This is a genomic window from Thermoplasmata archaeon (assembly GCA_038851035.1).
Taxonomy (GTDB): Archaea; Thermoplasmatota; DTKX01; order VGTL01; family VGTL01; genus JAWCLH01.
The window spans coordinates 54,129-80,877 of sequence record JAWCLH010000005.1; the positions used below are offsets into that span (position 1 = coordinate 54,129).

Sequence of the window (26,749 nt, forward strand, 5' to 3'; positions counted from 1 at the left end):
GGCTTTCGCCGTACTTATGTAAGTTGGCCAATTGGAAAGTGGCCTAGCCTTCCCCCGTGCGCCTCAGCTCAACCGCACCTGCTCCATGTTACGGGGAAGGAGGACCTCGAATTCTTTCTCCAGCTCTGCGGCCAGCTTCTCCCGGCTGTCCCCGTGGAACAGAACGACCTTCTCTGGGCCGCAGCCCTTAGCGAATTCGATGAGCTCGGAGTGCCCGCAATGGGCAGAGAAGTCGTAGAACTCGACCCCTGGCTCTATTTCCTCCGGACCCTCCCCGAGGTCGATTCTGCCCTTCTCGAGCAGGAGGCGACCATTGGTGCCCTCGACCTGATATCCGGTGATAAAGACCGCACTCCTCCTATCGCGCTTGAGGAGCCTCAGATACTCGAGGATTGGCCCGCCCTCTAGCATCCCTCCGGTTGTGACCACGACCTCGCTCCGCGCCGCTGCGGCCCTGAGATGCTCACCCCTGACGTATCTCACTCTCTTGTCAGCCTTACGGAGGAGTTCTGGGTCCCTGAGAAACCCGGGCTGCTCCAGCAGGATGCGGTTGACCTTCTGGCCCATGCCGTCGAGCCAGATGTTGACGCGGAGGCGGAGCAGCATCATCAGGACCTCCTGCGTGCGGCCGACCGCGAAAACGGGAATGAGAGCTTTACCGCCGCGCTCCACGACCTCTTCCACCCTTTCGAGAAACCTCTTCTCTGTCTCTTTCCTGTCTGGATGCTCCCTGCCCGCGTATGTGCTTTCCATGAAAAGAATGTCGCATCTGCGGGGCCGCGTCCCGCGGACGAGATGAGTGTCTGAAGTGTTGATGTCTCCAGTGAAGAGAACTTTCCTGCTCCCTTCGAGCTCAAACATTGCGGCGCCAGGTATGTGGCCTGCGGGACGGAGCCTGACCTCGACCCCGTTGACATCCCGGTTGCTACCGAAGCCGGCGATATCGAAGTTCTCCTGAACCCGCTCGATATCGGAGGAGCCGTAGGGCAGGGTGTACCCCTCATTCCTCGCCACCTTCAGGCCGTCGTAGCAAAGGAGCTCTGACATCGCCTTTGTGGGCAGAGTGGCAAGGATAGGGGCGCCCGTGCGTGCGGGGAGCGAGGGCACGAGACCGGCGTGGTCCATATGAGCATGGCTGATGAGCACCAGGTCTGGCTCTAGCGCTGGTTCACGCGGGAACCGTGGGGGACGGCTAGGCGCGTAGCCATAGTCGCACAGGAAGCGCGCTCCATCCAGTGTGAGCTCGAGGGCTGCGCTGCCGACCTCGTTCGCACCGCCCAGGAATCGAAAGCTCAGGGCCATCGGTCTTGTATTCGGGTGTGGTTATTAAAGGTTTGCAGGCGACCTTAGAAGCATCTATACCCTTCTCCTGATATAATTCGGAGAAATAAAATCCGATACCTCTTCTAACCCCCTACCCATTCCCGGTCTCAACTTTTTCCGAAAACAATTTGAACCCGCAGCGGCATTCTCTCCTGGAGCAGGCCATTGGGGCTCATGGTCTAGCTGGCTATGACATCGCTCTCACACAGCGAAGGTCGCCGGTTCGAATCCGGCTGAGCCCACTTTCCAGTTATTAAACACTCAGCACGGGTCCTCGGCGACCTGCGCTCGCCTGCGGTCCGGCTGAGCCCACTTTCCAGTTATTAAAGTTTCAGCCTTACAATGAGCAGCACTATGCCGTTTCTCCTGCTGCTCTCCGAACTACCCGAGCCTACTATGACTCTTCTGGGCCAGCCCAAGTCCCGAGGAAAAATCGCTCATACTTCTCTCAAATAACCCTCAATGAACCGCTTCACCCTCTCTTTTCCCTCAAATACCCCGAAGTGCCCTTCGCAGAGGATGTCCGCCTCAAGAGCCAGGACCCTGCTCATGGACCTCCTCCACTCATCAATGTCCGAGCCAAAATCCGGGTCGAATGGCCCGTGGATGTCCTGACCGAAGAGGACCTTCTTGCCTTCAATATCAGCCCACACGACGATGCTCCCGGGCGTGTGGCCGGGCGTGTGGAGGAGGTGGAGCTCGACGCCTCCAACGATCCTCCTTTCTTCTTCTGACCTGAGAATATCGTCCACCCCGACCGGCTCGAGTCGAATTCCATACCACCCTTCCGCGGACTTGCTGGGGTTCCTGCCCTGAATCGCGTCCATATCGAGCTCGTGCGCGACTATCCTGCAGCCAGTGCGCCGTTTTATCTCCGCCGCTCCGCCTACGTGGTCGATGTGGCCGTGGGTGAGAACTAGGGTCCTGAGGACCGCACCGGGAGATGCCCGCTCTATGTTCTTCAATATAGCGGGAGCGCTGGGCCCGGCCCCAGCGTCAATCAGCAGCTGTTCTCCTTGTATAGAGAGAAGATATACCATGCAGTCTCGCGGGTCGGTGAGCTCCGGTCCTCCAACTACGCAAATTCTTCCCCCTATTAATGCCGGCGTCTGCATATGTGGGATAATGCACAATAAAAAAGATAGCATTTTCTTTGAGGAGGCACATTAGAATTTTTCAAGCACCTTTCTGGCGAAGGTCAAGTAGCCGCTATGCCCCAGCATATCGAACGCTGGCCTAATGCCCCTCTCCACAACAGCCATTTCACGCTGGAGCGTCTCGATGGTGAAGACCTCGATGAATCTCATCTCATTGAGCGCACGCACAGTCTGCTCCACTTGGTTCACCGTGGGGGAGTAGGATGCAAGATGGCCACAGGGCGCAAGGGCCTGCCACGCGTTCTCCAGTGCCCGCCAGGGCTCGGGGATGTCCAGAACAACGGCATCCACACCCCTCTCCTCTATACCGCCGGTCGTGCAGACGTCGCCCTCTTTAAAAGTGCACACACCGCCGTACCCCGCCGCCTCCACATTCCTCCGGGCTAAACTGAGAAAATCGGCTCTGGTGTCATAAGAAATAACCCTGCCGTCTGGGGCCACGGCGTGGGCGAGCGCAAGCGTGAGGGCCCCCGAGCCGCTCCCGCCCTCCACGACCACGCTCCCAGCGGAGATATCGCAATTCATTATTATAAGGGCGGAGTCCTTTGGCAGGATTATCTGTGCCCTTCTTTTGAGCGTCTCGATATGGTCCAGCAGAGAGGGCTTCAGGACTATGAAGCGCCTCTCGCCAAATTTTATTACCGAACCGTAGGGGACCCCGATGAGTCTCCCAGTGTCCACGACCCCAACGCCCTCGACTCGTCTCACGCCCTCCTCCACTGCAGCGGGTATCTTCATCCCGCCCTCGCTCAGGAGGATGACCCTCTCGCCCCTCCTGACCTCGCTCCCGCCCCGGTTCGTATCCTCCATCCCCTCATCCTCTTTCCTCTCTGGCGCTCCAGTCTCTCAATGGCGTGTCCCGCGCCACAGGCCCGGACCACCGTCCCCCATCGACCAGGAAGTCCCCCGTCGCATTCCTTCCCCCCTGACATTGCCCATTCGCGCCTTTACTTCCCCCAGAACGGCTTCTCTTTCTGATGAATCTCACACACCCGGTTCAGGCACTCAATCTCGTCTATGTTGAGCTCGAGCTTCCTTAGCTCCCTGACGTGGTGCTCCGGAATGTCCACATAGAGAACGTCTTCGACGCAGAGCTGTCTGCCGACGGTCGCGCCCTCGATCGCGATTGCAACATCCTGGCCCGTCAGCGCCTCCTTCAGTGGTTCATTGTCCTTTTGGATGCTCTTTATTCTCCCGATGACCCTACCATCCTCCCTCAAGATGGACTGGCCGGGCCTCAGCCTGCCCGCCAGAACCCGCACCCCGACCACAGCAGGCTTGCTGACTCTGAAGACGCAGCCCGGCAGCACCATGAACTTCCCCGGGTGGACCAGCTCGGCCCTCCTGTCCCGCTCGAGCTCGGCCTTCCTCCTCTCCCTCCAGGCAAGATAATCCTCGACGAGTTTGTAGATGATATTATTCTCGATAACCGCCACGCCCTCTTTTTCAAGCTCCTCCCGTGCATCCGGAAGAACGTGGGTGTTAAAAGCGAGAATAGCCCTGTTCAGGGGGTTCTTCTCGGTCGCGGCCTCGACGACGTCTCTTCTGCAGACCTCCCCGACCTCCGCCCGCTTAATGGTGATTCCTGCGGCCCTGAGCTCGAACGCCAGCGCCTCGAGAGAGCCGATGGCGTCTGCCCTGATGATGATGCCCTCTTCCGAGGTCTCCACCGCTGGTCTGCTCTCCTCCTCCACTTTCCGGACCTGCTCCTCGAGCTCCCCCTCAACTACTCGAAGGGGGGCCCCAGCGACCACACCCTCGAGTTCCTGCGCAGATATCTTGATGCCGGCGGCGGCACTTACCGATTTGACAGAGTCGAACCTCTGCCGCGGGTCGCGAATCTCATCGAGTGGCTTGGGCCTCAGAAGCGCCCTGACCTTCGTGCAGAGCGGCTTTCCGCAGGTTCCGACGAGGATGGTGTCGCCCTTTTTTATCGTTCCTGCATAGATTATCGCATCGAGGGTTTTCCCCAGGCCCTTCTCCTCCTTCACCTCGAGCACCGTCCCCTCGGCCGGTCCATCCTCGGTCCTGAGCTGCTCCTCGAGGAACTTCTGGGCGAGCCCTACCAGCACTGCGAGAAGGTCTGGCACCCCCTCCCCGGACTTTGCGCTGACGGGGACAATCATGATGTTCTTCGTGAAGTCACTGATGCGGTCGTAGCGATCGGCGGAGAAGCCCTCGCGGTGCAGGGCTTCGGATAGCTTGTAGATTCTCGTGTCCATCTCGGAGACCGCGCTCTCAAGCTGCTCGGAGAGCCCTTTGATGACGCACTGGCCCCTGCGCTCCCTCCAGCCTGGAATGAGGTCGATCTTGTTGGCCGCCACCACGAATGGTGTTCTGTATTTCCTCAGGATGCTGAGGGACTCAATCGTCTGGGGCCTGAAGCCCTCCATGATGTCCACGACGAGCACCGCGAGGTCTGCTAAAGAGCCGCCCCGGGCGCGCAGGGTTGTGAAGGCCTGGTGGCCCGGAGTGTCTATGAAGAGAAGCCCGGGAATTCTCAGGCTCCGCCCCCTCACGAGCTCTCCGCAGCGCTCGAGGATTACGTCAATGGGGACCTCGCTGGCGCCGATGTGCTGTGTGATTCTCCCCACCTCCCTCTCCGCAACATCGGTGCAGCCCCTTATGGCGTCGAGGAGGGTGGTCTTCCCATGGTCCACATGACCGAGGACACTGACAATGGGCTGGCGGACCCTTGACATTTTTTTTCCGCTCCCTTCGACACACCCTACGATGCATAGTCATTCAGAGCCCTGCCCAGCCCCGCAACCTCCCAGAGGACCACCATTATCCGGCGATTCTCCCCCACTCCTGGAGCCGGACTCTATCCTCTCTGGTAGCTCTTCGTCCATTTCGTATGTCGCGGAACTCTTCCCAGCTTGAGCAGGTTCTTCTCGCACTTGCTTGTGCAGAAGTGGAAGATACTCCCGTCCTTCCTCACGAACATCTTCCCGGTGCCGGGCTCTATCTCGTTCCCGCAGAACGAGCACAGCCTTCTCTCAACCATCCCGGCATCACCTTACGTTCAGCTTGCGGGCCTCGCGGGCGGTCTCCTTGAGCATCACGATGTCGCCCGTCTGGACCGGTCCGAAGATGTTCCGCGTGATGATTCTACCCTTGTCCCGCCCGTCCAGCACTCTGACCTTGACCTGTGTGGCCTCGCCGCACATCCCCGTGCGGCCGATTATCTCAACGACCTCGGATGGGATGCCGTCCTCCTCTGCCACCGGCGCCACCCCCCTACTTTCTTAGCTGGGCGATCTTCGCTGCCAGCTCCTCTAGAATTGCCTTCCCTTTTCCGGGGTCAATCACCGCCACTGAGGCCGTGGGGACATCGAGGCCGGCGGCCCTGCCCAGCTCCTGCTTGGCCGGCACGTAAATGTAGGGCACGTTCCTCTCCTCGCAGAGGAAGGGCATGTGGGCCAGAATCTCCTCCGGCTGCACGTCCTCCGACATTACCACGAGCTTCGCCTGACCACGCTCCACCATCTTCGTGACCTCGTTGGAGCCCTTGCATATCTTGCCGGACTCTCTGGCGAGCTCCACCACCTCATAGGCCCTGTCCGCGACCTCCTTCGGCGTCTCGAACCTAACATACATCGGTTTGGCCATCTCCATTCCTCCCTCAGGCCCCTCAACAGGGGCCCTCATCACTCACAGGCCTGTGGGCAAGCGAGTTCCCCTTTATAAACCCTTCTCCCCGGCACCGGAGGGTCGGGGTCTGCAGGGGCAGAGCCAGGCACCGTTTCACCCGCCGGGTTCACAGGGTCGGTCCTGGAGAGCTCCAGCCCGGCTCCGGAACCGATGGATACCAGCTTATTCCACAATGAATATTAACCCGAGCGGACAGAAGGTACAGTGTGCGCCCTCCTCTTTTGATCCCCTCCGCCGCCCTCCTCCTCTGGCCCGTCCTCTGCCCTTCGGCTGGCGCCCTGGAGCCCCCCTCCGGGCCGTCCCATGAGGGCCGGCTCTCGATTCACGATTTCTCAGGCATGGCCATGGAGAATCTCACCATTCTGGGCGACGGCTCGGTCGCCCTGCTCAGGGACAGGCCCTCCCTGAGCTGGAGCGGGCTCGAGGTCTGCCGGGGGCCCTGGAACGAGACCAACCCGGACGTCGCCGTCGCCCCCTCGGGCGACATCGTGGTGGTGTGGCAGGAGAGAAGCATCAACGGAACCGCCGTCCTGTGCCAGAGATACACGCCCGACGGAAGGGAGAACGGCTCGAGGCTGACGATAGCCTCCCAGTCCTCGCTGCCCTGGCCCGTCGTGGACGTCTACCCGTGGGGCGGCTTCGTCGTCGCCTGGGAGGACCCGATGAGCGGTCATATCTACGCTCAGCGCTTCCGCCCCGACGGAACCGTCACCGGGAGCCGGCTGGAGGCCTGCTCCGTCGCCTGTCCCTACTACCCCGATGTGGCCTGCGCGCCCGACGGAAGCACCCTGGTCGTCTGGGTCGACAGCCGCGAGTTCGCAGTCAACCAGAACGACATATACTGCCAGCTCTTCGACACCTCCGGTGCGCCCGTCCACGGCAACAGGGCGATTTCCACCCTGGCGAACCCGGAGTGGTTCCCGCGCGTGGTCGCCAGCCCCCCATCCGGATATGTCGTGGTCTGGACAGACTACGGCAACCCGAGCCGGGCACTCCTCCAGAGGCTGGACGGGGGCGCGGGCCTGAACGGCAGCGCGCTGGAGGTTGCGGGGAGCGGCCAGAGCGACATGCCGGACATCGCCCGCGATGCCGGGGGGAACCTCATCGTGGTCTGGGAGGAGGGGCCGCCTTTTGTTTCGGTCGACCTCTACGGCCGGTGGTTCGGACCGGACGGCGCCCCCTTGGGCCCCAAATTTGACGTCTGCACCGGAGCGGCGCGGGAGTGGAGGCCCAGGGTCGCGAGCGCGCCAGACGGAAGCGCGAGCGTGGGCTGGTACGAGGACGGGAGCGGGCCCCGGTGCGCCCGCTACCAGTTGCTCGACGCCGGCGGCGGCAAAAACGGCACCGCTGTGAAAATCCCGGACAGTGAGGGAGCTACTGCCAACTGCTCCATTGCGTGGAGACCGGGCGGCGGTTTTGTGCTCGCCTGGGACCACGCATCCGGCTCGAGCGCCCCGGAGGTTCACGCCGGAATTCTTGAGCCCGTCAACCTGTACAGACCCTCGGGAGTTCTTGAGACCGGGGAGCTCTCGCCCGCGCACCTCGTGCGCTGGAGCCGCGTGACCCTCTCCTCCCTCCTGCCCAACTCGAGCGCGAACTCCATAGAGCTCGAGCTCTCGACGAATTCCGGCCTGTCCTGGTCGAGGGCGCCGGAGAACGGCTCCCTGGAGGCCGCCGGAGGCGCGCGTCCGCTCAGGTTCAGGGCCCTGCTCTCCACGAGCGACGGGCTCTCCTCGCCCGTTCTCCTCGGAATCGATGTGGAGTACATCCTCAACCACCCCCCCGAGGTGGCTCCCATGCCCGACGTCACGGCCTGGAAGGGGACCCGGGTCTCCATCGCTGCAGGCGCCTCCGACCCCGACGGGGACGGGCTGGAGTTCCTCTGGACCCAGCTCACGGGGCCAGCGGCTGAGCTGGAGAGTTCCTTGTCACCCATCCTCTCCTTTGTCCCGGACCGCCCGGGGCTCTACCGCTTCAGCCTCGTCGCGGGGGACGGCTGGGCCCTGAGCGAGCCCGCCCTGGTCAGCGTCACTGTCCTCGGCCGGCCCCCGGAGGCCCGCCTGACGGCCAGCCCCGTCAGCCCCGCCGCCACGGAGCCGGTCCTCTTCAACGCCTCCCTCTCGTCCGACCCCGATGGACGTGTCGCGTCATTCAACTTCAGCTTCGGGGACGGGGTCTTCACGGGATGGTCTGCCGGGGCGACCGTTCAGCATGAGTACGCCGCCCCGGGGGTCTACGGCGCCTTCGTTCTCGTCAGGGACGACGACGGCCAAGAGGCCTCCAGCACGGTCCTGAACATCACCGTCTCGCCCCGGAACCGGGCCCCGAGAATAAACAGCACGCCGGTGCTCGACGCAAGGGTCGGGGAGGTGTGGGAGTACCGCGCAGGGGCGGAGGACGACGACGGCGACCTCCTGAGCTGGGAGCTCTCTGAGGGACCGGAGGGCATGGTCGTTGAGCCACATTCCGGGAGAGTTTACTGGACCCCCGTGCAGGAGGGCCGCTACTCCCTCGTGCTCATCGTTTCTGACGGGCGCGGGGGGCTGGACAAGCAGGGCTTCACCCTCAATGTCTCGCAGGCCCGGCCCCCTCCCTCCCCGCCCGGCTGCACCATCACGCACCCCTCAAACGGCAGCAGGGTGAGGGGGGTCATCGAGGTCGGGGGCAGGGCCATCCCCGGAACGGAGCCCCTCCTGCGCGTCGAGGTCCGCGTCGACGGGGGGGAGTGGAGGGAGGCCTCAGGCACGGAGAGCTGGAGCTTTTCCCTCGACACCACCGGGCTTCGAAACGGTGCCCACAGAATTCAGGCCCGCGCCGTCGCCTCCCCCCTCTCCTCGGAGGCTGCCGTGGTGGAGGTGGAGGTCTGGAATCCTCCGCCCGGGGGGGAGGTCACGGTCGAGCCCTTTCCCTGGTGGAGCCTTCTTCTGGCCGCGCTGGCGGCCGCGGGAGCTGCTTCGCTTCTCGTCCGCCGTCGAGATTAGGGAAGCCTACTCCTCAGAGTCTCCGGGGACGTCTACCCCGGCTCCCCCTCTTCTTACCCCCCTCCGCAGCTCCCTCGAAAGGAGCAGCCCGCCCGCCGCGAGCATCACGAGCGCTGCCGCGGGCGTCGCCCAGGAGGGGGCGGCCTCCCCGGCCGGACGAGGTGCGGGCGGTCTCTCGAAGACCCTCACCCGGACTTCCGCCGAGCCCTCCGCGCCGAGCCCGTCCGTGACCGTTAGCCTGACAGAGTACATTCCGGGCGAGGAGTAGGCGTGGGTGAGGGACGGCCCCGCGCTCGTGTTCCCATCGCCTAGCTCCCAGCACCACGAGACGATGTTTCCCTCAGAGTCGCTAGACGACAAACCATCGATTCCCACCTCCTCGCCCGTGAAGAGCGCACTCTGGTCGATTCGAATCACTGCGGAGGGCGGCCTGTTGACGATGAGAATCTGAATCTCAGTGAAGTTCGCGTTGCCCCTGTCATCCACCACAGTCAACCTGACGGTGTGGCTACCGGCGGTACGGAACTTGTGGCGCACTTCCTTGCCTAGGCTCCGAGCCCCGTCGCTGAATTCCCAGAGGTACTGGACTATCTCGCCGTCAGGGTCGAAAGAGGCCGAGGCGCTCAACCCCACGCTCTCGTTGATGCCCGGCGCGTCGTTTTCCAGCCGGGCGAGCGCCACCGGCTTCACCTCCCTTATCGTCACGGGCAGGGGATCGAGCTCTGTCTCCGCTCCCTTCCCGTCCCGGACGCGGGCGCGCGCGAGATGAACCCCGGGCACTGTATAGACATGGGGAGCGAAGGGCGCGCCCAGCCAGCCCGCGCGCGTTCCGTCGCCGAAGTCGAAGAGAAAACCGCTTATTTGCGCACCGGAGGGTCCGGTCTCGACCTCGAGCGTGACTGGCTCCCCAGGGTCCGCCACGTCCGGCGTGGCCTTGAGGAGGAGGCCGCTGGAGCTGAGCAGATGGGGCTCGACTGTGAGGCTTCGCTGGTTGTCAGAGACATCGGCCTCGTAAGGGTCGGCGTCGCAGACGGTGGCGGTGAAGGTCTCCTCCGCATCCGGCGCGAGAGCCACGGCCATAAATATTCTGGCCCCTCCCGCGGACAGGGTGAAGCTCTCGTTGAGCAGAGGGTTTGTGCCCTCAGAAGAGGACGACAGGGTGAGGCGCGCCGACGCCGGCGCTCCCCCCTCGTTTCGCACCTCGGCCCAAATGCGAAGCGGCCGCCCCGGGAGGGGGGTTGTATCGTCGGCTCTCAGCTCTGAAACAAGGAGGTCCGGCCTCCAGGCGATATGGAGGGGGATTGCGAGGACGTTGTTCGCTTCGTCCCACTCCGCGAAGTCATCCTCGGGGTCGGCGACGAAGCGCAGCTCGTGCGCTCCAGCTGTGGCGCGCCAGTGCAACTGGGCCTCGCCCCGGCTCAGATTGACTTCAGCACGATCCACCTCGACGCCATCCACCAGAAGCGAGACGGAGCCCTTGTCGATCGCCTCCCCCTCATTCACCATGCGAATATCGAACCAAAGCTCATCGCCCTCAAGGATGCCGGCCGAAGGATAGGAGAGGAGCTGGGGCCTGAGGTCGGGGAGGGCAAGGCTGGCGAGGCCGGCCGCGGTCGCGAGCCCCAGTCTGGCAATCCTGACCATCAGTGAGAGGTTCAACTTTTCCAGGGTGTCCTCGCCCGAGTGGTAGTAGGGGTTGGCCCTGAAGTACCGGCTGTTCTCGGTGGGATTCTCGTCCTCGATGAGGCATATCGCGTCGATTCCTCTTTCCCAGAAAGACACATGGTCGCTCCAGCGGGGGGGGTCGTCGCTGGTGACCACACTCCTCGACCTCAGTCCAACGCCGCCGTAGTAGTTCGCCTTCTTTGCCGCCCCGGCGAGCCAAAGGGAGCGCTCGTTGCTCACGATGTCTACCTTGGGGAACTCGTGGTTGTATCCTATCATATCGAGACATATCGCTCCCGCAATCTGCCTACCGCTCTCCACGAGCCTTCTTACGAACTCCGAGCTTCCGACCCTCCCGATCTCCTCGCCCGTAAAGAACGCGAAAATAACCGTGTGGTTTGTCCGGGCGCGGGAAAGGGCCTGCGCTGCCCCCAGAACCGCTGCAACGCCGGTGGCGTCGTCGTCCGCACCCGGGGCGGGGGCATATGGATTGAACTGAGACTCTGTGCCGTTGATGCTGTCGTAATGGGCGCAGAGAACAAAAGCTGGGAGGGATGGGCCCCGGCCATGGAGTTCGGCGACAACATTACTTATGTAATGCCCATTGTAGAGAAAAGTCTGTAGCGAGGCCGGGACACCCATCCCCTGAAGCTCTTTAAGAATGTAGTCCGCCGCCTCCATAGCCTTGTCGGAATAGACATACCTCGTCCCGAGGGACTGGAGGGCCAGGACCCACCCGCGCAGCTTCTCGAGTTGGACTCTATCTAAAAATCCTGCGGGCATGGTATAAACGGAGGAGCGGAAAGCCCCATCGCCCGCCCCATCCCTTTCTGCCGAATGACCCGGTGACCCCCCAGCCGTGCCTGAAAGCAGCACGTGCGTCGCAAGGAGCAGGCAGATCGCTCCCCGGAGTGGCAAGGCCATCATGAACTCGTCAATGGAGACCGCCGAATATAACGGTTTTGTGACGGGGGCTCGCTCAGGTCGGGAAGGCGTTTCTCAGAAACTCAACGATAATAATAGACGCGATGCATGCCCCAATGACCGCCAGGGGCGGTATCTTCATGGCGGTCTCGTCCTCGGCGTCGAAGTAGCGAATCAGACCTGCCGCGGAGTGGAAGCCCTCGCCCTTCTTCGACTTTCCCTTCGCCATCGCTTCTTATTATATGCGTCGCGGTATAAATCTCTTTTGCCGGAGCACCCCACGCATGGCACCACGATTTAATAATCGTTCGTCCATTGTCCCACAGTGCACTGGGTCGACGTCATTGCGCGGGAGCTCCTCCGGCGCGGAGTGGAGCACGTTGTAGCGAGCGGAACCTCGATATCCGGCCAGATTCACATCGGGAACGCGGGCGATGTGATAATAGCGGACGGCGTGGCAAGGGCGGTCAGGGAGATTGGGGGGAGGGCGAGGCTTATCTGGATAGCCGACGACGCCGACCCCCTCCGGAGGCTACCGAAGCAGCTCCCGGCGGAGTTTGATGCCCACCTGGGCAAACCTTGTTACTCCCTCCCCTGCCCCGAGGGCCATCCGCACAGCTTCGTGGAGCATTACGTCGAGCCATTCGTTGCTTCTCTCGCCAGGCTGGGGGTGCGGCCTGAGGTCAGGTCCGGTGCCGAGATGTATAGAAAGGGGGAATACGAGGCCCTGACGCGCGTCGCTCTCGAAAGGGGCGACACTATCCGGCGAATTCTGCGCGATATATCGGGTACCGAGAAAGCCTCTGACTGGCTGCCCTTTGAGCCGGTTTGCGAGCGCTGCGGCAAAATCGCGACGACGCACGCATATGCATATAGAGGCGACAAGGTGCTGTACAGATGCTCAGGCGGCGTCGCTGGAAAAATGCGCATCGAGGGCTGCGGCTATGAAGGCGAGGCTGACCTCCGCAACGGGAAACTAAGCTGGCGGGTGGAGTGGGCGGCGCGCTGGAAGATATTAGGGGTCACATGTGAGCCATTCGGAAAGGAGCACGCTGCTTCCGGGGGTTCCTACGACACCTCTAGCGTAATATCCAGGGAGGTTTTCGGCTACGAACCCCCGAAACCCGTCATCTACGAGCACATCCTTGTCGGGGGTAGGAAGATGTCCAAGTCCCTCGGGAATATTTTAACGGTGGAGCAATTCCTAGAGGTGGCTCCTCCCGAGGTGCTGCGGTTCTTCTTCTTCCGGACACGCGCCACGCGGCACAAGGACTTCGACATCTCGAGAAACCTTCTCCACCTCGTGGAGGACTACGAGCACATTGAGAGGGTCTACTACGGAGTGGACAAGCCATCACCTCAGGAAGATGCTGGCGACCTGAAAAGGTCATACGAGCTCTCCCAGATAGATAAACCGGCTCAGACATTCTTTCAGGTCCCCTACACGCACCTCGTCACAATCGTCCAGCTCGCGCCGGATTTCGAGGGCGTGAAGGGAATTCTAGCGCGCAACAGGCAGCTCGACGGCCTAGACGATTTTTGGGAACGCAAGCTTGCGGAAAAGGTAGGGTGCGTGAGGGCCTGGGTTGAAAAATACGCCCCGGAGGAGCACAGGTTTGTTCTCCAGAGGACAGTGCCGGCGGTCCGGCTCGATGATGCGGAGAAGGGGCTGCTGGCTGGTCTCGCGGTCGAGCTTTCCACAGTTCCCTGGGAGGCGGAGCGAATTCACAACGCAATTCACGAGAAGGGCAAGGCGATGGGGCTAGACGCGGCCAGGACCTTCGGGGCGGTCTACAAGGTCATGCTGGGCAAGGAGAGGGGCCCGAGGATGGGCTACTTCCTCCAGTCCCTGGATAGGGACTGGGTGGTCGGGAGATTGAGAGCGGCCGGGAGAGGGCTCACCTGAGCTTTCCGACAACCCTCTCCACCGCATCCAGCACCCTGTTCTCCCGTATGGCCCTCGTCAGGTTGTTGATGTCCGGATGGAGGGGCCTGTCCTCTTCCAGTTTTGGGACGACCTTGCGAATCTCCTCGTAAGCCGCCTGCGATGCTGGGGATGGCCTGACCGGAGACCTGAAATCAAGTGCCTGCGCAGCCGCCATCAGCTCAATGGCCACAATCGTCCACGAGTTCTCGATTATCTGGCGGGTCTTGATGGCAGTTGTCATCCCCATGGAGACGAAGTCCTCTTGGTCCGCGGCCGCGGGAATCGATCCAACGGCTGCCGGCGTGCAGAGGACCCTGTTCTCGCAGACCAGAGCACCTGCGGTGTACTGGGCGAGCATCAGGCCGGAGAACATCCCGGCGCCTTTCGTCAGGAAGGCCGGAAGGCCCATGGAAAGGTGCGGGTTCATGAGCCTGTTGGTCCTCCTCTCCGAGAGGACACCGACGGTTGTGATGGACATACCCACGAGCTCCAGCGCCAGCGCGAGGGGAGTGCCCTGGAAGTTCGCTCCAGTAAGCACAAGGTCCTCGTCGGGGAAGAAGGTCGGGTTGTCGGCAGCGTGGTTGAGCTCGATCTCGAAAATCTGTCGTGCCCACTCGAGGGCATCGCGAGCGGCTCCCACGACCTGAGGGCTGGAGCGCAGGGAGTAGGCGTCCTGCACCTTCTTTCCTGGCCGCTTGAGCAGCTCAGAGCCTTCGGTGAGCCTTCTGATATTCTCAGCGCAGGCGATTGCCCCCGGATAGCCCCGTACTTCATGAATTCGGCGGTCGTAGGCCTTCATGTTGGCGTTCAGGGCCTCGAGGGTCATCGCTAGAGCGACCTCCTGGGTCCTGAGCCACCGCCACGCGTCATATATCTGCAGGCAGCCCATGCCAGTTATCATGTTGGAGCCGTTGATGGCGGCGAGTCCGTCGCGCTCCCTGAACACAATCGCATGAATTCCAGCCTCCTCGAGACCCTGCTTCGCCGGCAGTCTCTTCCCTTTGTAAAATACCTCCCCCTCGCCCATCAGCGTCAGGGCCATCTGGGCCATGGGGGAGAGGTCACCGCAGGCCCCGACCGAACCCTTCTGACAGACCACGGGCGTGACGCCCCGGTTGAGCATCTCGAGCTGCGTCTCGACGATTTCGAGCCTGATGCCCGAGTGGCCCCAGCAGTGCGTGTTCAGGCGGGAGAGCATTCCGGCGCGCACGTCCTCCTCCGTACATGGCTCGCCACAGCCCGCAGCGTGAGAATAGAGAAGATATCGCTGGAATCGCTCGACCTGCTCGGGGGTGAGAACGACCTCAGAGAGCTCCCCTATGCCCGTGTTAACACCGTACATTATCTCGCGGGTACGAATCTTGCGCTCCAGCATCTCTCTGCAGCGCTGAATTCGCGCCCTCGCGTCGCCGTGAATCTCCACTCGCTCGCCGCCCCTGGCCACCCTCACAACGTCCTCGATTGTGAGGGAGTGACCGTCAAGGACCACCGTCATGCTTCGCACCCACGGTGCGGCATATTCTTTACAGATATAAGTGGAAATCGGTACCGGAGGGCGTGCCGGGGCGATTTCATTAAATAGACCCTCCTATATTAACGAGTACGGAGAAGTGCCGGTGGGGCCGCTCCCGGGGGGACCCCGGTTACCAAGGACTAAAAAATGGATAGCCCCGTGGTGTAGTGGTAGCATAAGAGACTCTGGATCTCTAGGCACCAGTTCGACTCTGGTCGGGGCTGCCATTCTCTGATAAACCTGGTTAAATTATAAGTAGGCGGCATCCAGTATGCAGGGGAGGTGGTGAGCGGGATGGAGGAAAAGGAGCCTGCATCTGACTTCATTAGGGAGATCATAAATGAGCACAATAGGACCGGGAGGTTCGGGGGGAGGGTCCACACACGATTCCCGCCCGAGCCGAACGGCTACCTGCACATCGGCCACGCGAAGTCGATATGCCTGAACTTCGGCATTGCGGAGGAATATGGCGGGAAGTGCAACCTCCGGTTCGACGACACCAATCCTGTCAAGGAGGAGCAGAAGTTCGTGGACTCAATAATTGAGGATGTGCGCTGGCTGGGTTTCGACTGGGAGGATAGGCTATTCTTCGCCTCGGACTACTTTGAGAAAATGTATGAGTACGCTGTTCAATTAATAAAGGCCGGGAAGGCATATGTCGACGACCTCAGTGCGGAGGAGATAAGCAGAATGCGGGGCTCGCTGACGGAGCCCGGAACCCCCAGCCCCTTCCGCAACAGGAGCATCGAAGAGAACCTCGACCTCTTCGAGAGGATGCGCCGAGGAGAGTTCGAGACCGGGAGCAGAGTCCTGAGGGCGAAGATAGACATGTCCCACCCCAACATGAACATGAGGGACCCGGTGATGTATCGAATTCTGAAGGTCCCGCACCACAGGCAGGGCACGAAGTGGTGCATATATCCTACCTATGACTGGGCCCACGGGCTTGAGGACTCAATAGAGGGCATCACCCACTCCATATGCACCCTTGAGTTCGAGGACCACAGACCCTTGTACGATTGGTTCCTCGACCAGTTGGGCGTCCACCACCCGCAGCAGATCGAGTTCGCCAGATTAAACCTAAGCTATACAGTGATGAGTAAGAGAATGCTCAGGCAGCTCGTCGAGGAGGGGAGGGTCTCCGGCTGGGACGACCCCCGGCTGCCGACAATCAGTGGAATGAGGCGCCGGGGCTACTCGCCCGCCGGCATCAGGCTTTTCTGTAAGAGAATAGGCGTGGCAAAGGTCAACAGCACAGTGGACTTCGAATTCCTCGAGCACTGCATCCGGGAGGACCTGAATAAGACCTCCCCGCGATACATGGGCGTCCTCAGGCCCCTGAAGGTCGTTATCGAGAACTACCCGGAGGGCCAAGTGGAGGAGGTTGAGGTGATGGTCAACCCAGAGGACCCTTCCGCGGGAAAGAGAAAGGTCCCGTTCTCAAGGGAGCTCTATATCGAACAGGATGATTTTATGGAGAACCCGCCAAAGGACTTCTACAGACTCGCGCCCGGCCGCGAGGTCAGGCTTAGGGGTGCTTATCTCGTGACCTGCAGGGAGGCCGTGAAAAAAAATGGCAAGGTGGTCGAACTTAGGTGTACCGTGGACCCCGCGACGCGCGGTGGTAGTGCCCCGGACGGGAGGAAGGTGAAATCAACTCTGCACTGGGTGTCTGTCCCCCACGCCATAAGTGCGGAGGTGAGGCTTTACGATAAATTATTCACAGTCGAAGACCCGGCGGGGCAGGAGGGCCGGGACTTCAGGGAGTTCCTTAACCCCAAATCCCTCGAGGTTCTCACGGACTGCAAAGTCGAGGCTGCTCTGAAGAGGCTGAAGCCCCTAGACCGTATTCAGCTAGAGAGAGTCGGGTACTTCTGCGTGGATCCGGACACGACGCCCGAAAGACTCGTCCTGAACCTGACCGTGCGACTGAAGGATAGATGGAGCAAGAGCAGGTCTCAGGGGTGAGAGGGCGAACGAGGCCCAAGGAGGCGCCCTCCTGCAAATCTTTAATTACGGAAACGAAATTCGGCCCGGCGCAGTCAAAAAAGCCCCGTAGTGTAGAGGTCAATCATCCGGGGTCCTGCATCCCGGGACGGTGGTTCGAATCCACCCGGGGCTATTGCCGCGGCCCGCCGGAGCTTTGGGGCGGGGCAAATGGATAAGAGGGGCTCAAACGGGCCGTAGGCACAATAGTTATTATGAGATTTTTCCTTTCATATTATTATGTGTTCCACAGGGCCCCAGCAAGGATATGTACCATCTGCCAGCCAGCAGCATCCACCGCAGGCATCTCCACAGCAGCCACCCCAGCTATATTCTCCTCAATATCAATACATGGCCCAACCGTCACTCCAACCGGCCCGAACTCCCGAGAAAAACATCGCCATCATTTTAACAGTGGTCGTGCTTGTTGGGGTGAGCATCGCCCTCGCTCTTGTTATGGTGGTCAACAGGACCCCGAATGTTGCGGGCGGGGAAGGGGGCACCACATACGGACTCCGGGTGACGCCAAGACCAGACGGCTGGTTGATTGAGATTACGCGGGGTTCTGAAAACGCCGAGGAAGTGAGGTTACAGGTATTTGATGGCAAGACAAATGACTTGGTGTATACCTGTCCATTGACATGGATGGGTTCATCCGATGGTGAATTCAACGACAGGAACAATAACAATAGGCTGGACACGGGAGACACAATCTTTCTTAAAAACAACGGCGAAATATTCGAAGGAATGAGGCTTGAGCTGAGGATGGGGAATCGTGTCCTCGGCACCATCAAGGAGCTGCCGGAGTATCCTTTCGAGGAGGCTTTAGGAATACGTGCTAAAAAAACTGCTGAGGGAGACTGGATAATAAATGTCACCAATGGGGCTAAAAAATCTACTGAAGTTACCATCAAAATAATAGATCCAGAAACAGGCACTGTAAGGATGAGCACATTATTGAGCACCATCCCGGTGGCCAACGGGCGATTCAACGATAACAACAACAACTTAAAAATTAACGAAGGAGATAGCATACTTCTGTATAGCACGGCTCATGGCGGAATCGCTGAGGCAGGGGATCGGGTTGAGTTTCTGAAAGGTGAGGAACTCATCTCTCAAATCAAGGAATTGCCGTCATGAGAAAAGACCTGCGACGCATGAGAGTGATTATGGCGGAAAGCGAGGAGCGATAGAACACATCCACCGGTCTGGAGGTCGCGGGGGAGGCAGCGATGGGTGCGAAAACCGGTGCAGTTCTTGTCGTGGATGGCGGCCTCGCCGGTGTCCAGGCCTCGCGGGTTCTGGCGGAGCTCGGATTCAGGGTCCGCGTCCTCAGGCGCCCCCGCCACATTAGAAGCTAGCTTTGCACCGGCTAGCGCCTCTGCGCCCAGAAGTGCCCCAGCAAGGTGTCCCGAACGAGTTCTACATGGGCCTTTCGAGAAGGAAGGCGGTCCATGCGCTCTTCCCGGAGGCCATTCCGTTGAATGATGCGATGAATAGGCGCTGCTCTAACTCCTTAAACACAGGCGAGTGCAGTCTGTGCGGGACAGGCCGTACGCCATTAGGCACAAAGAAACAAAGAAATGCTGCCATCTTTGTACCAAAGAACAAAGTTCATATCTATCAGGAATATTCTCCACCGGGGGGTAGAGAATCACAGAGATACACTACCGTCAGGTTGGCTCCACGCCGGCAGGGCGGGAAACGGACGGTGATGAGGATGATTGGAAAAAAAATTAAAAAGGGCGACGTCGGCAGGTTCCTATCCAGTTTGGCAGGGGAGTACACTGTCATCGGCCCGGTCAAACACGGGTCCGTATTCATGTTTGCGGAAATCGACGATGAGCACCCGCCGGTTCTCGACTACCCGAGAACTGTGCTGCCGGTGAAGAAGTACCTGCACCCGCCCCGGGAGACGATGTTCGAGTTCAGAAAGGGCGAGTTCAGGGAAATGCTGCCCGAGTCGAGACTGGCTTTCTTCGGTCTCCATATCTGCGATATAAATGCCATCGTCCGGCTGGACATGGCCATGGCCAGCGACCCCTACTACTCTGCCCGCCGAGGCGGCATGCTGATAATGGGTGTTGAATGCAAGCCGAGCGAGGAGTGTTTTTGCAAATCAATGAACGCGGACAGGCTTCCCCACGGGGTTTGCGACCTCTTCTTCAGGGAAGAGGGCGACGGCTACATCGTATATGCCGGTACGGAGAAAGGTCGGAAGCTCCTCGGCTCCCCTCTGTTTCACGCTACGGACCTAGCTGTCACCGGGATTTCGGCGGAGTGTGAGGAGAAGAAACCGCTGGACTACGAGAAGGTCTGGCGCAGCTTCGCCAGAAACCACACCAACCCACTGTGGGACGAGATGGCCAGGCTCTGTCTCGGTTGCACCAACTGCACCACGGTATGCCCTCTCTGCTACTGCTACGATGTAGCCGATACCTCTGAAGTGGTTCCTGAGAACTCGCGACGCGAGCGTTTCTGGGACTCCTGCACCCTTCTGAACTTCGCCACCGTTGCGGGGGGCCACAAGTTTCGGCCGAATATAAAGGACCGCTTCCGCAACATCTACACACACAAGTTCAAGAGCTTTGTGGACGAGTTCGGTCTCCCTGCCTGCGTCGGCTGCGGCCGCTGCATCGTCTACTGTCCGGCAGGCATCAATATGCGCGCCAACCTCGAGAAGCTGGAGGTGGGATGAATGAATATCTACCAGCCCCAGAAGAGGACGATAATGAAGGTCACCGAGCTCAATTACGACACCAAGGTGTTCCGCATCAAGGTCAGCCGTGGCTTCACCCACCAACCCGGCCAGTTTGTGGAGCTCTCTGTGCCCGGCATCGGCGAGGCGCCGATATCAATCTGCTCAAGTCCCGAGGAGAAGGGCTACATTGACCTATGCATACGCAGGGTGGGCTCCGTGACAAACGCGGTCCACAAGATGACGGCCGGCGACGCGATTTACATCAGGGGTCCCTATGGAGTGGGTTTCCCGCTGGATTCCATCAAGGGAAAGGACATCGTCTATTTGCTCGGCGGTCTGGGCCTGCCCCCCGTGCGTGGTCACATAAACTATGTCCTAGCCCATAAAGAGGACTTCGGGAGGGTGACCATCCTCTACGGCGCGAGAACTCCTGCCGATCTTCTTTTCAAACACGAGTTCGACGATTGGAAAAAAAGGGCAAACTTCCTTGTCACGGTGGACGCAGCCAAGAATCCCGACGGGACCCCCTGCCACTGGGACGGCTGCGTCGGGTTCGGCGTGGCCCTCATCGACAAGCTCACCTACCCGATAAAGGACGCAGTGGGCATCATCGTCGGTCCGCCGGTGATGTACAAGTTCGCAATCAAGCGATTCAAAGAGGCGGGTATGGAGGACAGGCAGATATATGTGTCACTGGAGAGATTGATGAAGTGCGGCGTCGGCAAGTGCCAGCACTGCCAGATCAACCACAAGTACTGTTGCCTGGACGGCCCCGTGTTCAACTATGCGGAAGTAAAGGAACTCCCGGAGGCGATCTGATGGCGAAGCCGGTGGTCGGTATCTTTGACCTCACTGACTGCGAGGGTTGCGAGGTCGAGCTGCTTAACTCTCCGCATCTGCTCGAGATACTGACTAACGTCGACATAAAGCACTTCCGCGTTGGTCAGGGCCGGAACGAATGGACGAACTTCGACATTGCGTTCATCGAAGGGACGGCAATGACGAGCGAGGAGGTCCAGTTCGTCAAAGAGATTCGGGAGCGGAGCAAGATAGTCGTCGCAATGGGGACGTGCGCCTGCTTCGGAGGCATAGCGGCCCTCAACAACTACCGCGACTTGGTCTCCGCCAAGAAGCGCATCTATGGTGATAAGGCGGACCTCTTTGAAATGGTCCACGTGAAGTCCCTCTCCGACTATATCAGGGTCGACTTCCAGATTCGCGGTTGCCCCATCGTTAGAGAGGACATCGAGAAACTGGTCAGCGATGTCCTTGCCGGTCGCCCACTCAGGGAGCACGTCCGTCCCGTCTGCATGGACTGCAAGGAAAGGGACAACCCATGCCTGCTCCTCCAGAAGGTCGCCTGCGCCGGCCCCGTGACGTACGGCGGTTGCGGGGCGCCCTGCCCCACCGCCGGCATGCCGTGCGACGGGTGCCGCGGTGCTCTGGAGAAGCCTGAGATGTCCAATGAGCTCGAGCTCCTGAGGAAGCTGGCCTCCCCCGAGGACATCGTGCGCCTTTTCAGGAAGTATGCGGTCAACTCCAGTTTCTTCGTAGACGTCGGGGGTGATAATAAATGAGCGCCGGCTACAACTACATCTCCCAGATCGAGGGGCATGCCCGGATCACTTTCGAGATAGAGAAGGGCCGCGCCCGGGTCCAGATGGAGGTCCACGAAGGCTGCCGCCTCTTCGAGGAGTTCCTACGCGGACGGAGGGCCGACGAGGTCGCCCAGATGTCCTCCAGAATTTGCGGGGTGTGCCCGGTGGTCCACAACTACGCCGCCATAATGGCCATCGAGAAAGCCATGGGGATACAGCCATCTGCACAGACAGAGAAACTGCGCCGGCTAGGCATCGTGGGGCAGATGCTGCAGAGCCACGCCCTGCACCTGTACTTTCTGGCCCTCCCCGAATACCTCGGGGCCGGAACGCTCGTCGAGCTCTACGGGAAGGCGCCGGAGGCCGTCAAGCGCGCCCTCAGGGTCAGGGCGGTGGGAAACGACATCGTTCAGGTGGTCTCAGGCCGAGCCGTCCACCCCGTCAACTCCGTACCCGGCGGCTTTATGCGACTCCCATCCCGGACAAAGATGGCCATGGTGAAAAAGGAGCTCAAGGGGGTCCTAGAAGACTGTGTGGAGACCTACAGGTTCGCCGCCTCCCTCGCCTATCCAGAACTGCACCGCAAAACTGAGTACTCGGCGCTCGACGACGGCCAGAACTACCCGGCCTACGGCGGCAGGATAGTGTCGGACGCCGGTGTTAACGCGCCGCTAACCGATTATAAGAAGTACCTCAACGAGGCGGTCAGGACCTACTCCACCGCCAAGTTCAGCCACCGCAACGGCCACGGCTTCTTCGTCGGGGCCATATCCAGGGTGAATCTTTTCCACCACAGGCTGCTCGATAGGGCCAGGGAGCTGGCCGGCGACGTTGTTAAGTTCCCGAGCGTCAACCCGTTTCACAATCTCGTCGCGCAGGGTATCGAGCTTGTGCACTACACCGAGGAAGGCATCGAGCTGGCTGGAGAGCTCGCCCAGGAGCTCAAGGACGAGACCGTCCCGAGGGTCGTCAGGCCCGGCTGGGGCGTGGGGGCAACGGAGGCACCGAGGGGAACTCTATTCCATGCCTATCGCGTGGACGAGAAGGGCATCGTCACCGAGGCGGACATAGTCACACCGACGGCCCAGAACCTTACCAACATCGAAGAGGACCTGACGGCGCTGCTCAACGCCAATATAACAAAACCACGAGCGGAGCTGGTGAAGCTGACCGAGAGCCTTCTGAGGGCCTATGACCCCTGCTTTTCCTGCTCGACGCACTGAGAAATCATTCGAAAGTCGACACAGGCTTTTCAGGGGCCCCCTCCAGGGGCCCAGAGCCGCTGGAGGGAATTGAACCCGAAACTTTGTCCCGTGCAACCTGTGAGGCTCAAAGTTTCATCAAAGCGGATAAATCCCAGGGGCCCCCTCCGGGGGCCCAGAGCCGCTGGAGGGAATTGAACCCTCGACCTACTCCTGTTCGGCAAAGGACTCCTGGAGGCCTCATCCATACTCAGCCCCCCGGTGGATACCAAGGAGTCGCTCCACCACTGAGCCACAGCGGCATGGGCGGGCTCCCTCCGGGAGCCGCCATTATGGGGCCTGATATCCGATGGCTTAGTTAAAGCTTATGTTAATATTCCGGAGGTCTAGCCGGGGGATTCATAGAACCCGCAAGGACCCGCGCTTCGCATGCGACATAGGCAAGCGCATTGTCGCCGTTTTTCCACCGTAGCCTTTTGCTCACCAGTTTGTGCGGGTAGAAAGGGCCGCCATTGAGCCCCATCGGCATGGGGTCTGGTAGGTACCACGCGCCTTTGATAAGCCGTTCGGGGAGTAGGCTCCCGGACATGGCTGACAGACTGCTCACCGCCGCAACGCTCTTCTCGCTCCTCGGCTCGCTCGGGCTGTACGCCTACTCCGTGAGCGTCGCTCCCATCGAGCTTTCCGGCTCGGTCCCGGCCGAAGCCGCGGGCAGCTATGTTTCAATCAGTGGAATGGTGCGGGAAGTTAGGAGGTCGTGGGAAGGAAGCCTCGACGTGGAGCTGCTGCCCGGTGGAAAACCGCCCGGGGTTCGGCTTTCCATCGACGCTACTCTATTGGAGGGTGCGAATCTGAAGGGCCGGCTACTGACTGGCGCGAGAATTCGCGCCTCGGGCGTTCTCGAGCGCTTCGCCGGAAAGATGGAGATGCAGATAAAATCTGCAGCGAGGCTCGAGTTCCTTTCCCCTTCCACGCTGGAGGTTCTGTGGCTTGAGCGCGGAATTCTTAACGGTTCTGGCGTCGCCCTCGCCGGCGTGGCATATTTTAAAAACCTCCGCGGGCAGAGCCTCAGTTTCAGACTAGTCGAGCGGTCCAATCCATCGCTTGAGCTGAACTGCTCCTCGAACTCTTACAGACCGTCGGAGGAGAAGAGGCCATGGGAGAATGGTACTCTTGTTCGAGTCATGGGCCTGCTCAGATATGCCGGAGATCCGCCAGCGCCCCGACTCTACCTTTCGGGCGGAGCCGCGGGGGTTGAGCCGCTGGAGTGACTCGAGTTGCTCTCCCTGACGCCGAGGGCGATGAAGAACGAGGCGGTCACGAGAGCGGCAGCGATCCCGAACGTAGGCCGGTAGCCCAGCACCTCCGCAGCCAAGCCCCCGAGGAGGGAGCCAGCCACGTTCCCGGAGTTGATCGCCGCATTCAGAATTCCTATGCCCCTCCCCCTCTCTTCCTCGCTGGTCAGGTCAGATGCGATCGCGGTTGAGCTGGTGACGAAGAAGGACCAGTAGGGAAGCATCCAGAGCAGGCCGACGACGTAGATGTTCGTGGTCAGGGCATAGAGGGTCCAGCTCGCCGCATAGCACACGATGGCCCCCAGGAAGATTCCCCGCCTTCCGCGCAGGTCGGCCAGCTCTCCGGCGAATCGGACCACCAGAACACCGGTGAGGCCCGAGCCCGCGACGAGCAGACCGATCTGAAACTCGCTCAGGCCGAAGTCGGGTGTGCGCAGGTACTGGGCGAAGACCGAGTAGACCATGTAGTTACCTATCAATAAAACGAGCGTCGCCGCGCAGAGGAGGCCTATCTGCTTCTTATTTCTGAAGGTCACCATCCCGCTGAGCATGGGCCTGAGCCCGGCGGCCCTCCTCTCCTCCCTGAGCGGCACGAGCACCAGAGCTGAAGCCAGCCCCACGACGCCGCAGAGCGCCCAGAGCTCTGTCGTGTGCTCCCTGTAAAGAAAGGCTGCCGCCGCCGCTCCTACCATCCAGCCGAGCGAGAGCGGGACGTTTATGTCCCCTATCACCCTCCCCTTCTCCGCAGGAAAGCGCTCCGTGACGACTGCCAGAAGCAATATTATCGAGCCCATCAGGCAGACCTGGACGAATCTGACGGCGAGGAGCTGCTCGATCGTCGTCAGCCAGGGGTAGACGAAGAAGAGCAGGCTCCCCAGAACGCCGGTGGCGACCACGATGTCCCTTCTCTTTCCGAGCCAGTCGGATAGGAGTCCCCAGACGTATGCCATCACCATCATTCCGATGTAGGGGAGTGCGCCCACGAGGCCGACGTAAATGAGGGAGTGGCCCTTCTCGTAAGCGAGGAACTGGAGGGAAGCGTACAGCATCGCGGTGACCGCCGTGTTGAGACCTGAGGCAGCGAGCATCACCCTGTAGTCCCTGTCCATCGGTGGGTGGAGCTTGGGGCTTCCAGATAAATCTATTGGGGGGTCTGGCACTATCCCCCGAGCTGTCCAGTCCCAGGCCCCGATAAGTTCTCCGCGTCGGTGCTATGTGTGCTGAAGAGCTTGCTCTTTTTATACCCATAATTGGCGTAGATTATCAGCCCTATTCCAAGCCACATTATGAACCTGAACCACGTCAGGGGTGGGAGGCTGATCATAAGGGCCAAGCAGAAAATCGCACCCAACGCCGGGAGCCAGGGGACCAGCGGTACCTTGAACGGTCGCCTGAGGTCAGGCCTGACCTTGCGAAGGACGATGATTCCCACGCTGACTAGGAAGAAGGCGAAGAGGGTCCCGATGTTTGTCAGCTCGGCCGCGATCTCAATTGGGAGAATGCCCGCACAAATTGCAACGGCAACTCCCGTGACCAGAGTCGCTATATAGGGGGTCCCGAATCGCGGGTGGACTCTCGCAACAACTTTGGGCAACAGCCCATCCCTCGAAAGGGAGAAAAAGATGCGCGGCTGGGCGAGGAGGCTGACCAAGAGGACACTCGTGATCCCCGCTATCGCACCCGCGGAGACCACGGCCGTCGCCCAGACCACATTATGCTGGGCGAAAGCGTACGCAAAGGGAGCGGACTGGTTCAGCTCGCTGTACGGAACCATGCCGACTAAGACAGCGGCCGCGGCTATGTACAGAATGGTGGATATCGCAAGCGAGCCGATTATACCGATGGGTAGATCCCTCTGGGGGTTCTCCGCCTCTTCCGCTGTGGTGGAGGCGGCGTCGAAGCCGATGTAGGCGAAGAAGACGATGGCGGCCCCACCAAAGATTCCAGGTACCCCGAAAGGAAGGAAGTTCTCGTAGTTCTTTGGGTCTATGTGGGATGCCCCAGCCATAACGACAATTAGAATTACCACGATTTTCGTCAGCACGAGCGCGAGATTGATTCTGGCGCTCTCCCGGGTACCTAGAACGAGCAAGAGGGTGAGTAGCAGGACGATGAAAATCGCCGGGAGGTTTATGAAGCCTCCAGAAAACGGGCCCGCAGCCAGTGCGGCGGGGAACTCGAAGCCCGAGGTCCTCAGGAGCTGGACGAAGTAGCCCGACCACCCTATCGACACCGCAATCGCGCCAACCGCGTACTCCAGAATCAGATCCCAGCCGATTATCCAGGCTACGAGCTCGCCCATCGTGGCGTAGGAGTAGGTGTAGGCGCTGCCAGAGATGGGAATCATTGATGCGAACTCTGCATAGCATAGGGCGGCAAGGGCGCAAGCGACCGCGGCGACAATGAAGGAAATGACGATAGCAGGACCGGCCCTGACCGCCGCCGCAACTCCCGTGAGGACGAATATCCCAGCACCGATGATCGCACCTATGCCGATTGCGGTAATTTCAATAACATTGAGGCTGCGCCTGAGCCTGTGGGGTGCCGCCTCGGCCTCAGCTAGCACCTCCTCCACGCTCTTGGTGATGAAGAAGCGACGTCTGCAGCGCTCGCCAAGCGTGCCGCCGTTCTCAGTTGCCATTGGCTCCGCCCACCCCCCTCAATACCGCAACCAAGTGGGGCACGTCCTTTCTCTCCCCCGAGCTTTTTGCGCCCCCTCTCCACCCAGCAGGTCTCCCGTGCTCTCGACAATATAGCTCTCTGACCCTCACTCCCGCCTGCCTCTTGGGGTTCCCTCCCGCAATCATCTTCCTGCCAGTCATG

The 26,749-nt window shown here is 60.5% G+C and carries 23 protein-coding genes and 4 tRNA genes; 13 read left to right on the top strand and 14 right to left on the bottom strand.

Annotation, left to right across the window (positions count from 1 at the left end; genetic code table 11):
- Positions 1–63: 63 nt before the first annotated feature.
- Positions 64–1,302 carry an MBL fold metallo-hydrolase gene (locus tag QW379_02615; protein MEM2869301.1) on the bottom strand — a complete coding sequence of 413 codons (1,239 nt, stop codon included), beginning with the start codon at positions 1,300–1,302 and terminating at the stop codon, positions 64–66.
- Positions 1,303–1,491: 189 nt separating this feature from the next.
- Between QW379_02615 and QW379_02620 the strand changes: the two genes are divergently transcribed.
- A tRNA-Val gene (locus QW379_02620) sits at positions 1,492–1,565 on the top strand.
- A gap of 195 nt (positions 1,566–1,760) precedes the next feature.
- On the opposite strand, the gene QW379_02625 is transcribed toward QW379_02620, so the two are convergent.
- The 6 genes from QW379_02625 to rpl7ae all read right to left on the bottom strand — a co-directional run bounded on the left by QW379_02625 (position 1,761) and on the right by rpl7ae (position 6,092).
- Complete coding sequence (locus QW379_02625; protein MEM2869302.1) at positions 1,761–2,438, bottom strand: MBL fold metallo-hydrolase; 678 nt, start codon at positions 2,436–2,438, stop codon at positions 1,761–1,763.
- A gap of 51 nt (positions 2,439–2,489) precedes the next feature.
- Entirely contained in the window at positions 2,490–3,290 is an 801-nt protein-coding gene (locus QW379_02630; protein MEM2869303.1) for a tRNA (adenine-N1)-methyltransferase, read from the bottom strand.
- A 137-nt stretch (positions 3,291–3,427) separates the two neighbouring features.
- Positions 3,428–5,182 (bottom strand): translation initiation factor IF-2, encoded by a 1,755-nt coding sequence (gene infB, locus QW379_02635; protein MEM2869304.1) that lies wholly within the window; start codon positions 5,180–5,182, stop codon positions 3,428–3,430.
- Positions 5,183–5,304: 122 nt separating this feature from the next.
- A complete protein-coding gene (locus QW379_02640) occupies positions 5,305–5,487 on the bottom strand; it encodes a 50S ribosomal protein L24e (protein ID MEM2869305.1) in 183 nt (60 codons plus the stop codon).
- 7 nt (positions 5,488–5,494) lie between these two features.
- Positions 5,495–5,707: a 30S ribosomal protein S28e gene (locus QW379_02645; protein ID MEM2869306.1), complete on the bottom strand. Its 213-nt coding sequence runs from the start codon at positions 5,705–5,707 to the stop codon at positions 5,495–5,497.
- A 13-nt stretch (positions 5,708–5,720) separates the two neighbouring features.
- Positions 5,721–6,092 (bottom strand): 50S ribosomal protein L7Ae, encoded by a 372-nt coding sequence (gene rpl7ae / locus QW379_02650; GenBank protein MEM2869307.1) that lies wholly within the window; start codon positions 6,090–6,092, stop codon positions 5,721–5,723.
- A 248-nt stretch (positions 6,093–6,340) separates the two neighbouring features.
- Between rpl7ae and QW379_02655 the strand changes: the two genes are divergently transcribed.
- A complete protein-coding gene (locus QW379_02655; protein ID MEM2869308.1) occupies positions 6,341–9,115 on the top strand; it encodes a PKD domain-containing protein in 2,775 nt (924 codons plus the stop codon).
- A gap of 6 nt (positions 9,116–9,121) precedes the next feature.
- On the opposite strand, the gene QW379_02660 is transcribed toward QW379_02655, so the two are convergent.
- Both QW379_02660 and QW379_02665 read right to left on the bottom strand, forming a co-directional pair.
- A complete protein-coding gene (locus QW379_02660; protein ID MEM2869309.1) occupies positions 9,122–11,707 on the bottom strand; it encodes a M20/M25/M40 family metallo-hydrolase in 2,586 nt (861 codons plus the stop codon).
- Between the two features lie 52 nt (positions 11,708–11,759).
- Positions 11,760–11,933 carry a preprotein translocase subunit Sec61beta gene (locus QW379_02665; GenBank protein MEM2869310.1) on the bottom strand — a complete coding sequence of 58 codons (174 nt, stop codon included), beginning with the start codon at positions 11,931–11,933 and terminating at the stop codon, positions 11,760–11,762.
- Between the two features lie 96 nt (positions 11,934–12,029).
- Between QW379_02665 and lysS the strand changes: the two genes are divergently transcribed.
- On the top strand, positions 12,030–13,610 hold the full coding sequence (gene lysS, locus QW379_02670; protein MEM2869311.1) for a lysine--tRNA ligase: 1,581 nt from the start codon (positions 12,030–12,032) through the stop codon (positions 13,608–13,610).
- Here lysS and hutH read toward each other — a convergent pair.
- Positions 13,603–15,126 (bottom strand): histidine ammonia-lyase, encoded by a 1,524-nt coding sequence (gene hutH / locus QW379_02675; GenBank protein ID MEM2869312.1) that lies wholly within the window; start codon positions 15,124–15,126, stop codon positions 13,603–13,605. The genes lysS and hutH overlap by 8 nt on opposite strands.
- A 171-nt stretch (positions 15,127–15,297) precedes the next feature.
- On the opposite strand from hutH, the gene QW379_02680 reads away from it, so the two are divergent.
- From QW379_02680 to QW379_02720, 9 genes are all read left to right on the top strand, one after another.
- Positions 15,298–15,371: transfer RNA gene (locus QW379_02680), tRNA-Gln, on the top strand.
- Between the two features lie 67 nt (positions 15,372–15,438).
- Complete coding sequence (locus QW379_02685) at positions 15,439–17,112, top strand: glutamine--tRNA ligase/YqeY domain fusion protein (protein ID MEM2869313.1); 1,674 nt, start codon at positions 15,439–15,441, stop codon at positions 17,110–17,112.
- A gap of 81 nt (positions 17,113–17,193) precedes the next feature.
- A tRNA-Gln gene (locus QW379_02690) sits at positions 17,194–17,266 on the top strand.
- A 278-nt stretch (positions 17,267–17,544) separates the two neighbouring features.
- A complete protein-coding gene (locus tag QW379_02695) occupies positions 17,545–18,270 on the top strand; it encodes a hypothetical protein (protein MEM2869314.1) in 726 nt (241 codons plus the stop codon).
- A gap of 92 nt (positions 18,271–18,362) precedes the next feature.
- Positions 18,363–18,491 (top strand): hypothetical protein, encoded by a 129-nt coding sequence (locus QW379_02700; GenBank protein ID MEM2869315.1) that lies wholly within the window; start codon positions 18,363–18,365, stop codon positions 18,489–18,491.
- A 359-nt stretch (positions 18,492–18,850) separates the two neighbouring features.
- Complete coding sequence (locus tag QW379_02705; GenBank protein MEM2869316.1) at positions 18,851–19,828, top strand: 4Fe-4S dicluster domain-containing protein; 978 nt, start codon at positions 18,851–18,853, stop codon at positions 19,826–19,828.
- The gene (locus tag QW379_02710) at positions 19,829–20,650 is read left to right on the top strand and encodes an FAD/NAD(P)-binding protein (protein MEM2869317.1); all 822 of its coding nucleotides are present in this window, start codon (positions 19,829–19,831) and stop codon (positions 20,648–20,650) included.
- A complete protein-coding gene (locus tag QW379_02715; GenBank protein ID MEM2869318.1) occupies positions 20,650–21,408 on the top strand; it encodes a hypothetical protein in 759 nt (252 codons plus the stop codon). The genes QW379_02710 and QW379_02715 overlap by 1 nt, the downstream gene beginning before the upstream one ends.
- A complete protein-coding gene (locus QW379_02720; GenBank protein ID MEM2869319.1) occupies positions 21,405–22,652 on the top strand; it encodes a Ni/Fe hydrogenase subunit alpha in 1,248 nt (415 codons plus the stop codon). The genes QW379_02715 and QW379_02720 overlap by 4 nt, the downstream gene beginning before the upstream one ends.
- Before the next feature lie 158 nt (positions 22,653–22,810).
- Here QW379_02720 and QW379_02725 read toward each other — a convergent pair.
- A tRNA-Thr gene (locus QW379_02725) sits at positions 22,811–22,933 on the bottom strand.
- Between the two features lie 285 nt (positions 22,934–23,218).
- Here QW379_02725 and QW379_02730 point away from each other — a divergent pair.
- Positions 23,219–23,902, top strand: a complete 684-nt coding sequence (locus tag QW379_02730; GenBank protein ID MEM2869320.1) for a hypothetical protein — start codon at positions 23,219–23,221, stop codon at positions 23,900–23,902.
- On the opposite strand, the gene QW379_02735 is transcribed toward QW379_02730, so the two are convergent.
- From QW379_02735 to QW379_02745, 3 genes are read right to left on the bottom strand one after another with little or no spacing between them, the layout of a single operon-like run.
- Entirely contained in the window at positions 23,860–25,035 is a 1,176-nt protein-coding gene (locus tag QW379_02735) for an MFS transporter (protein ID MEM2869321.1), read from the bottom strand. The genes QW379_02730 and QW379_02735 overlap by 43 nt on opposite strands.
- 50 nt (positions 25,036–25,085) lie before the next feature.
- Positions 25,086–26,567 carry an amino acid permease gene (locus tag QW379_02740; GenBank protein ID MEM2869322.1) on the bottom strand — a complete coding sequence of 494 codons (1,482 nt, stop codon included), beginning with the start codon at positions 26,565–26,567 and terminating at the stop codon, positions 25,086–25,088.
- Positions 26,557–26,748, bottom strand: a complete 192-nt coding sequence (locus QW379_02745; protein MEM2869323.1) for a hypothetical protein — start codon at positions 26,746–26,748, stop codon at positions 26,557–26,559. Before QW379_02745 ends, QW379_02740 begins: the two co-directional genes overlap by 11 nt.
- Between the last annotated feature and the right edge of the window lies 1 nt (position 26,749).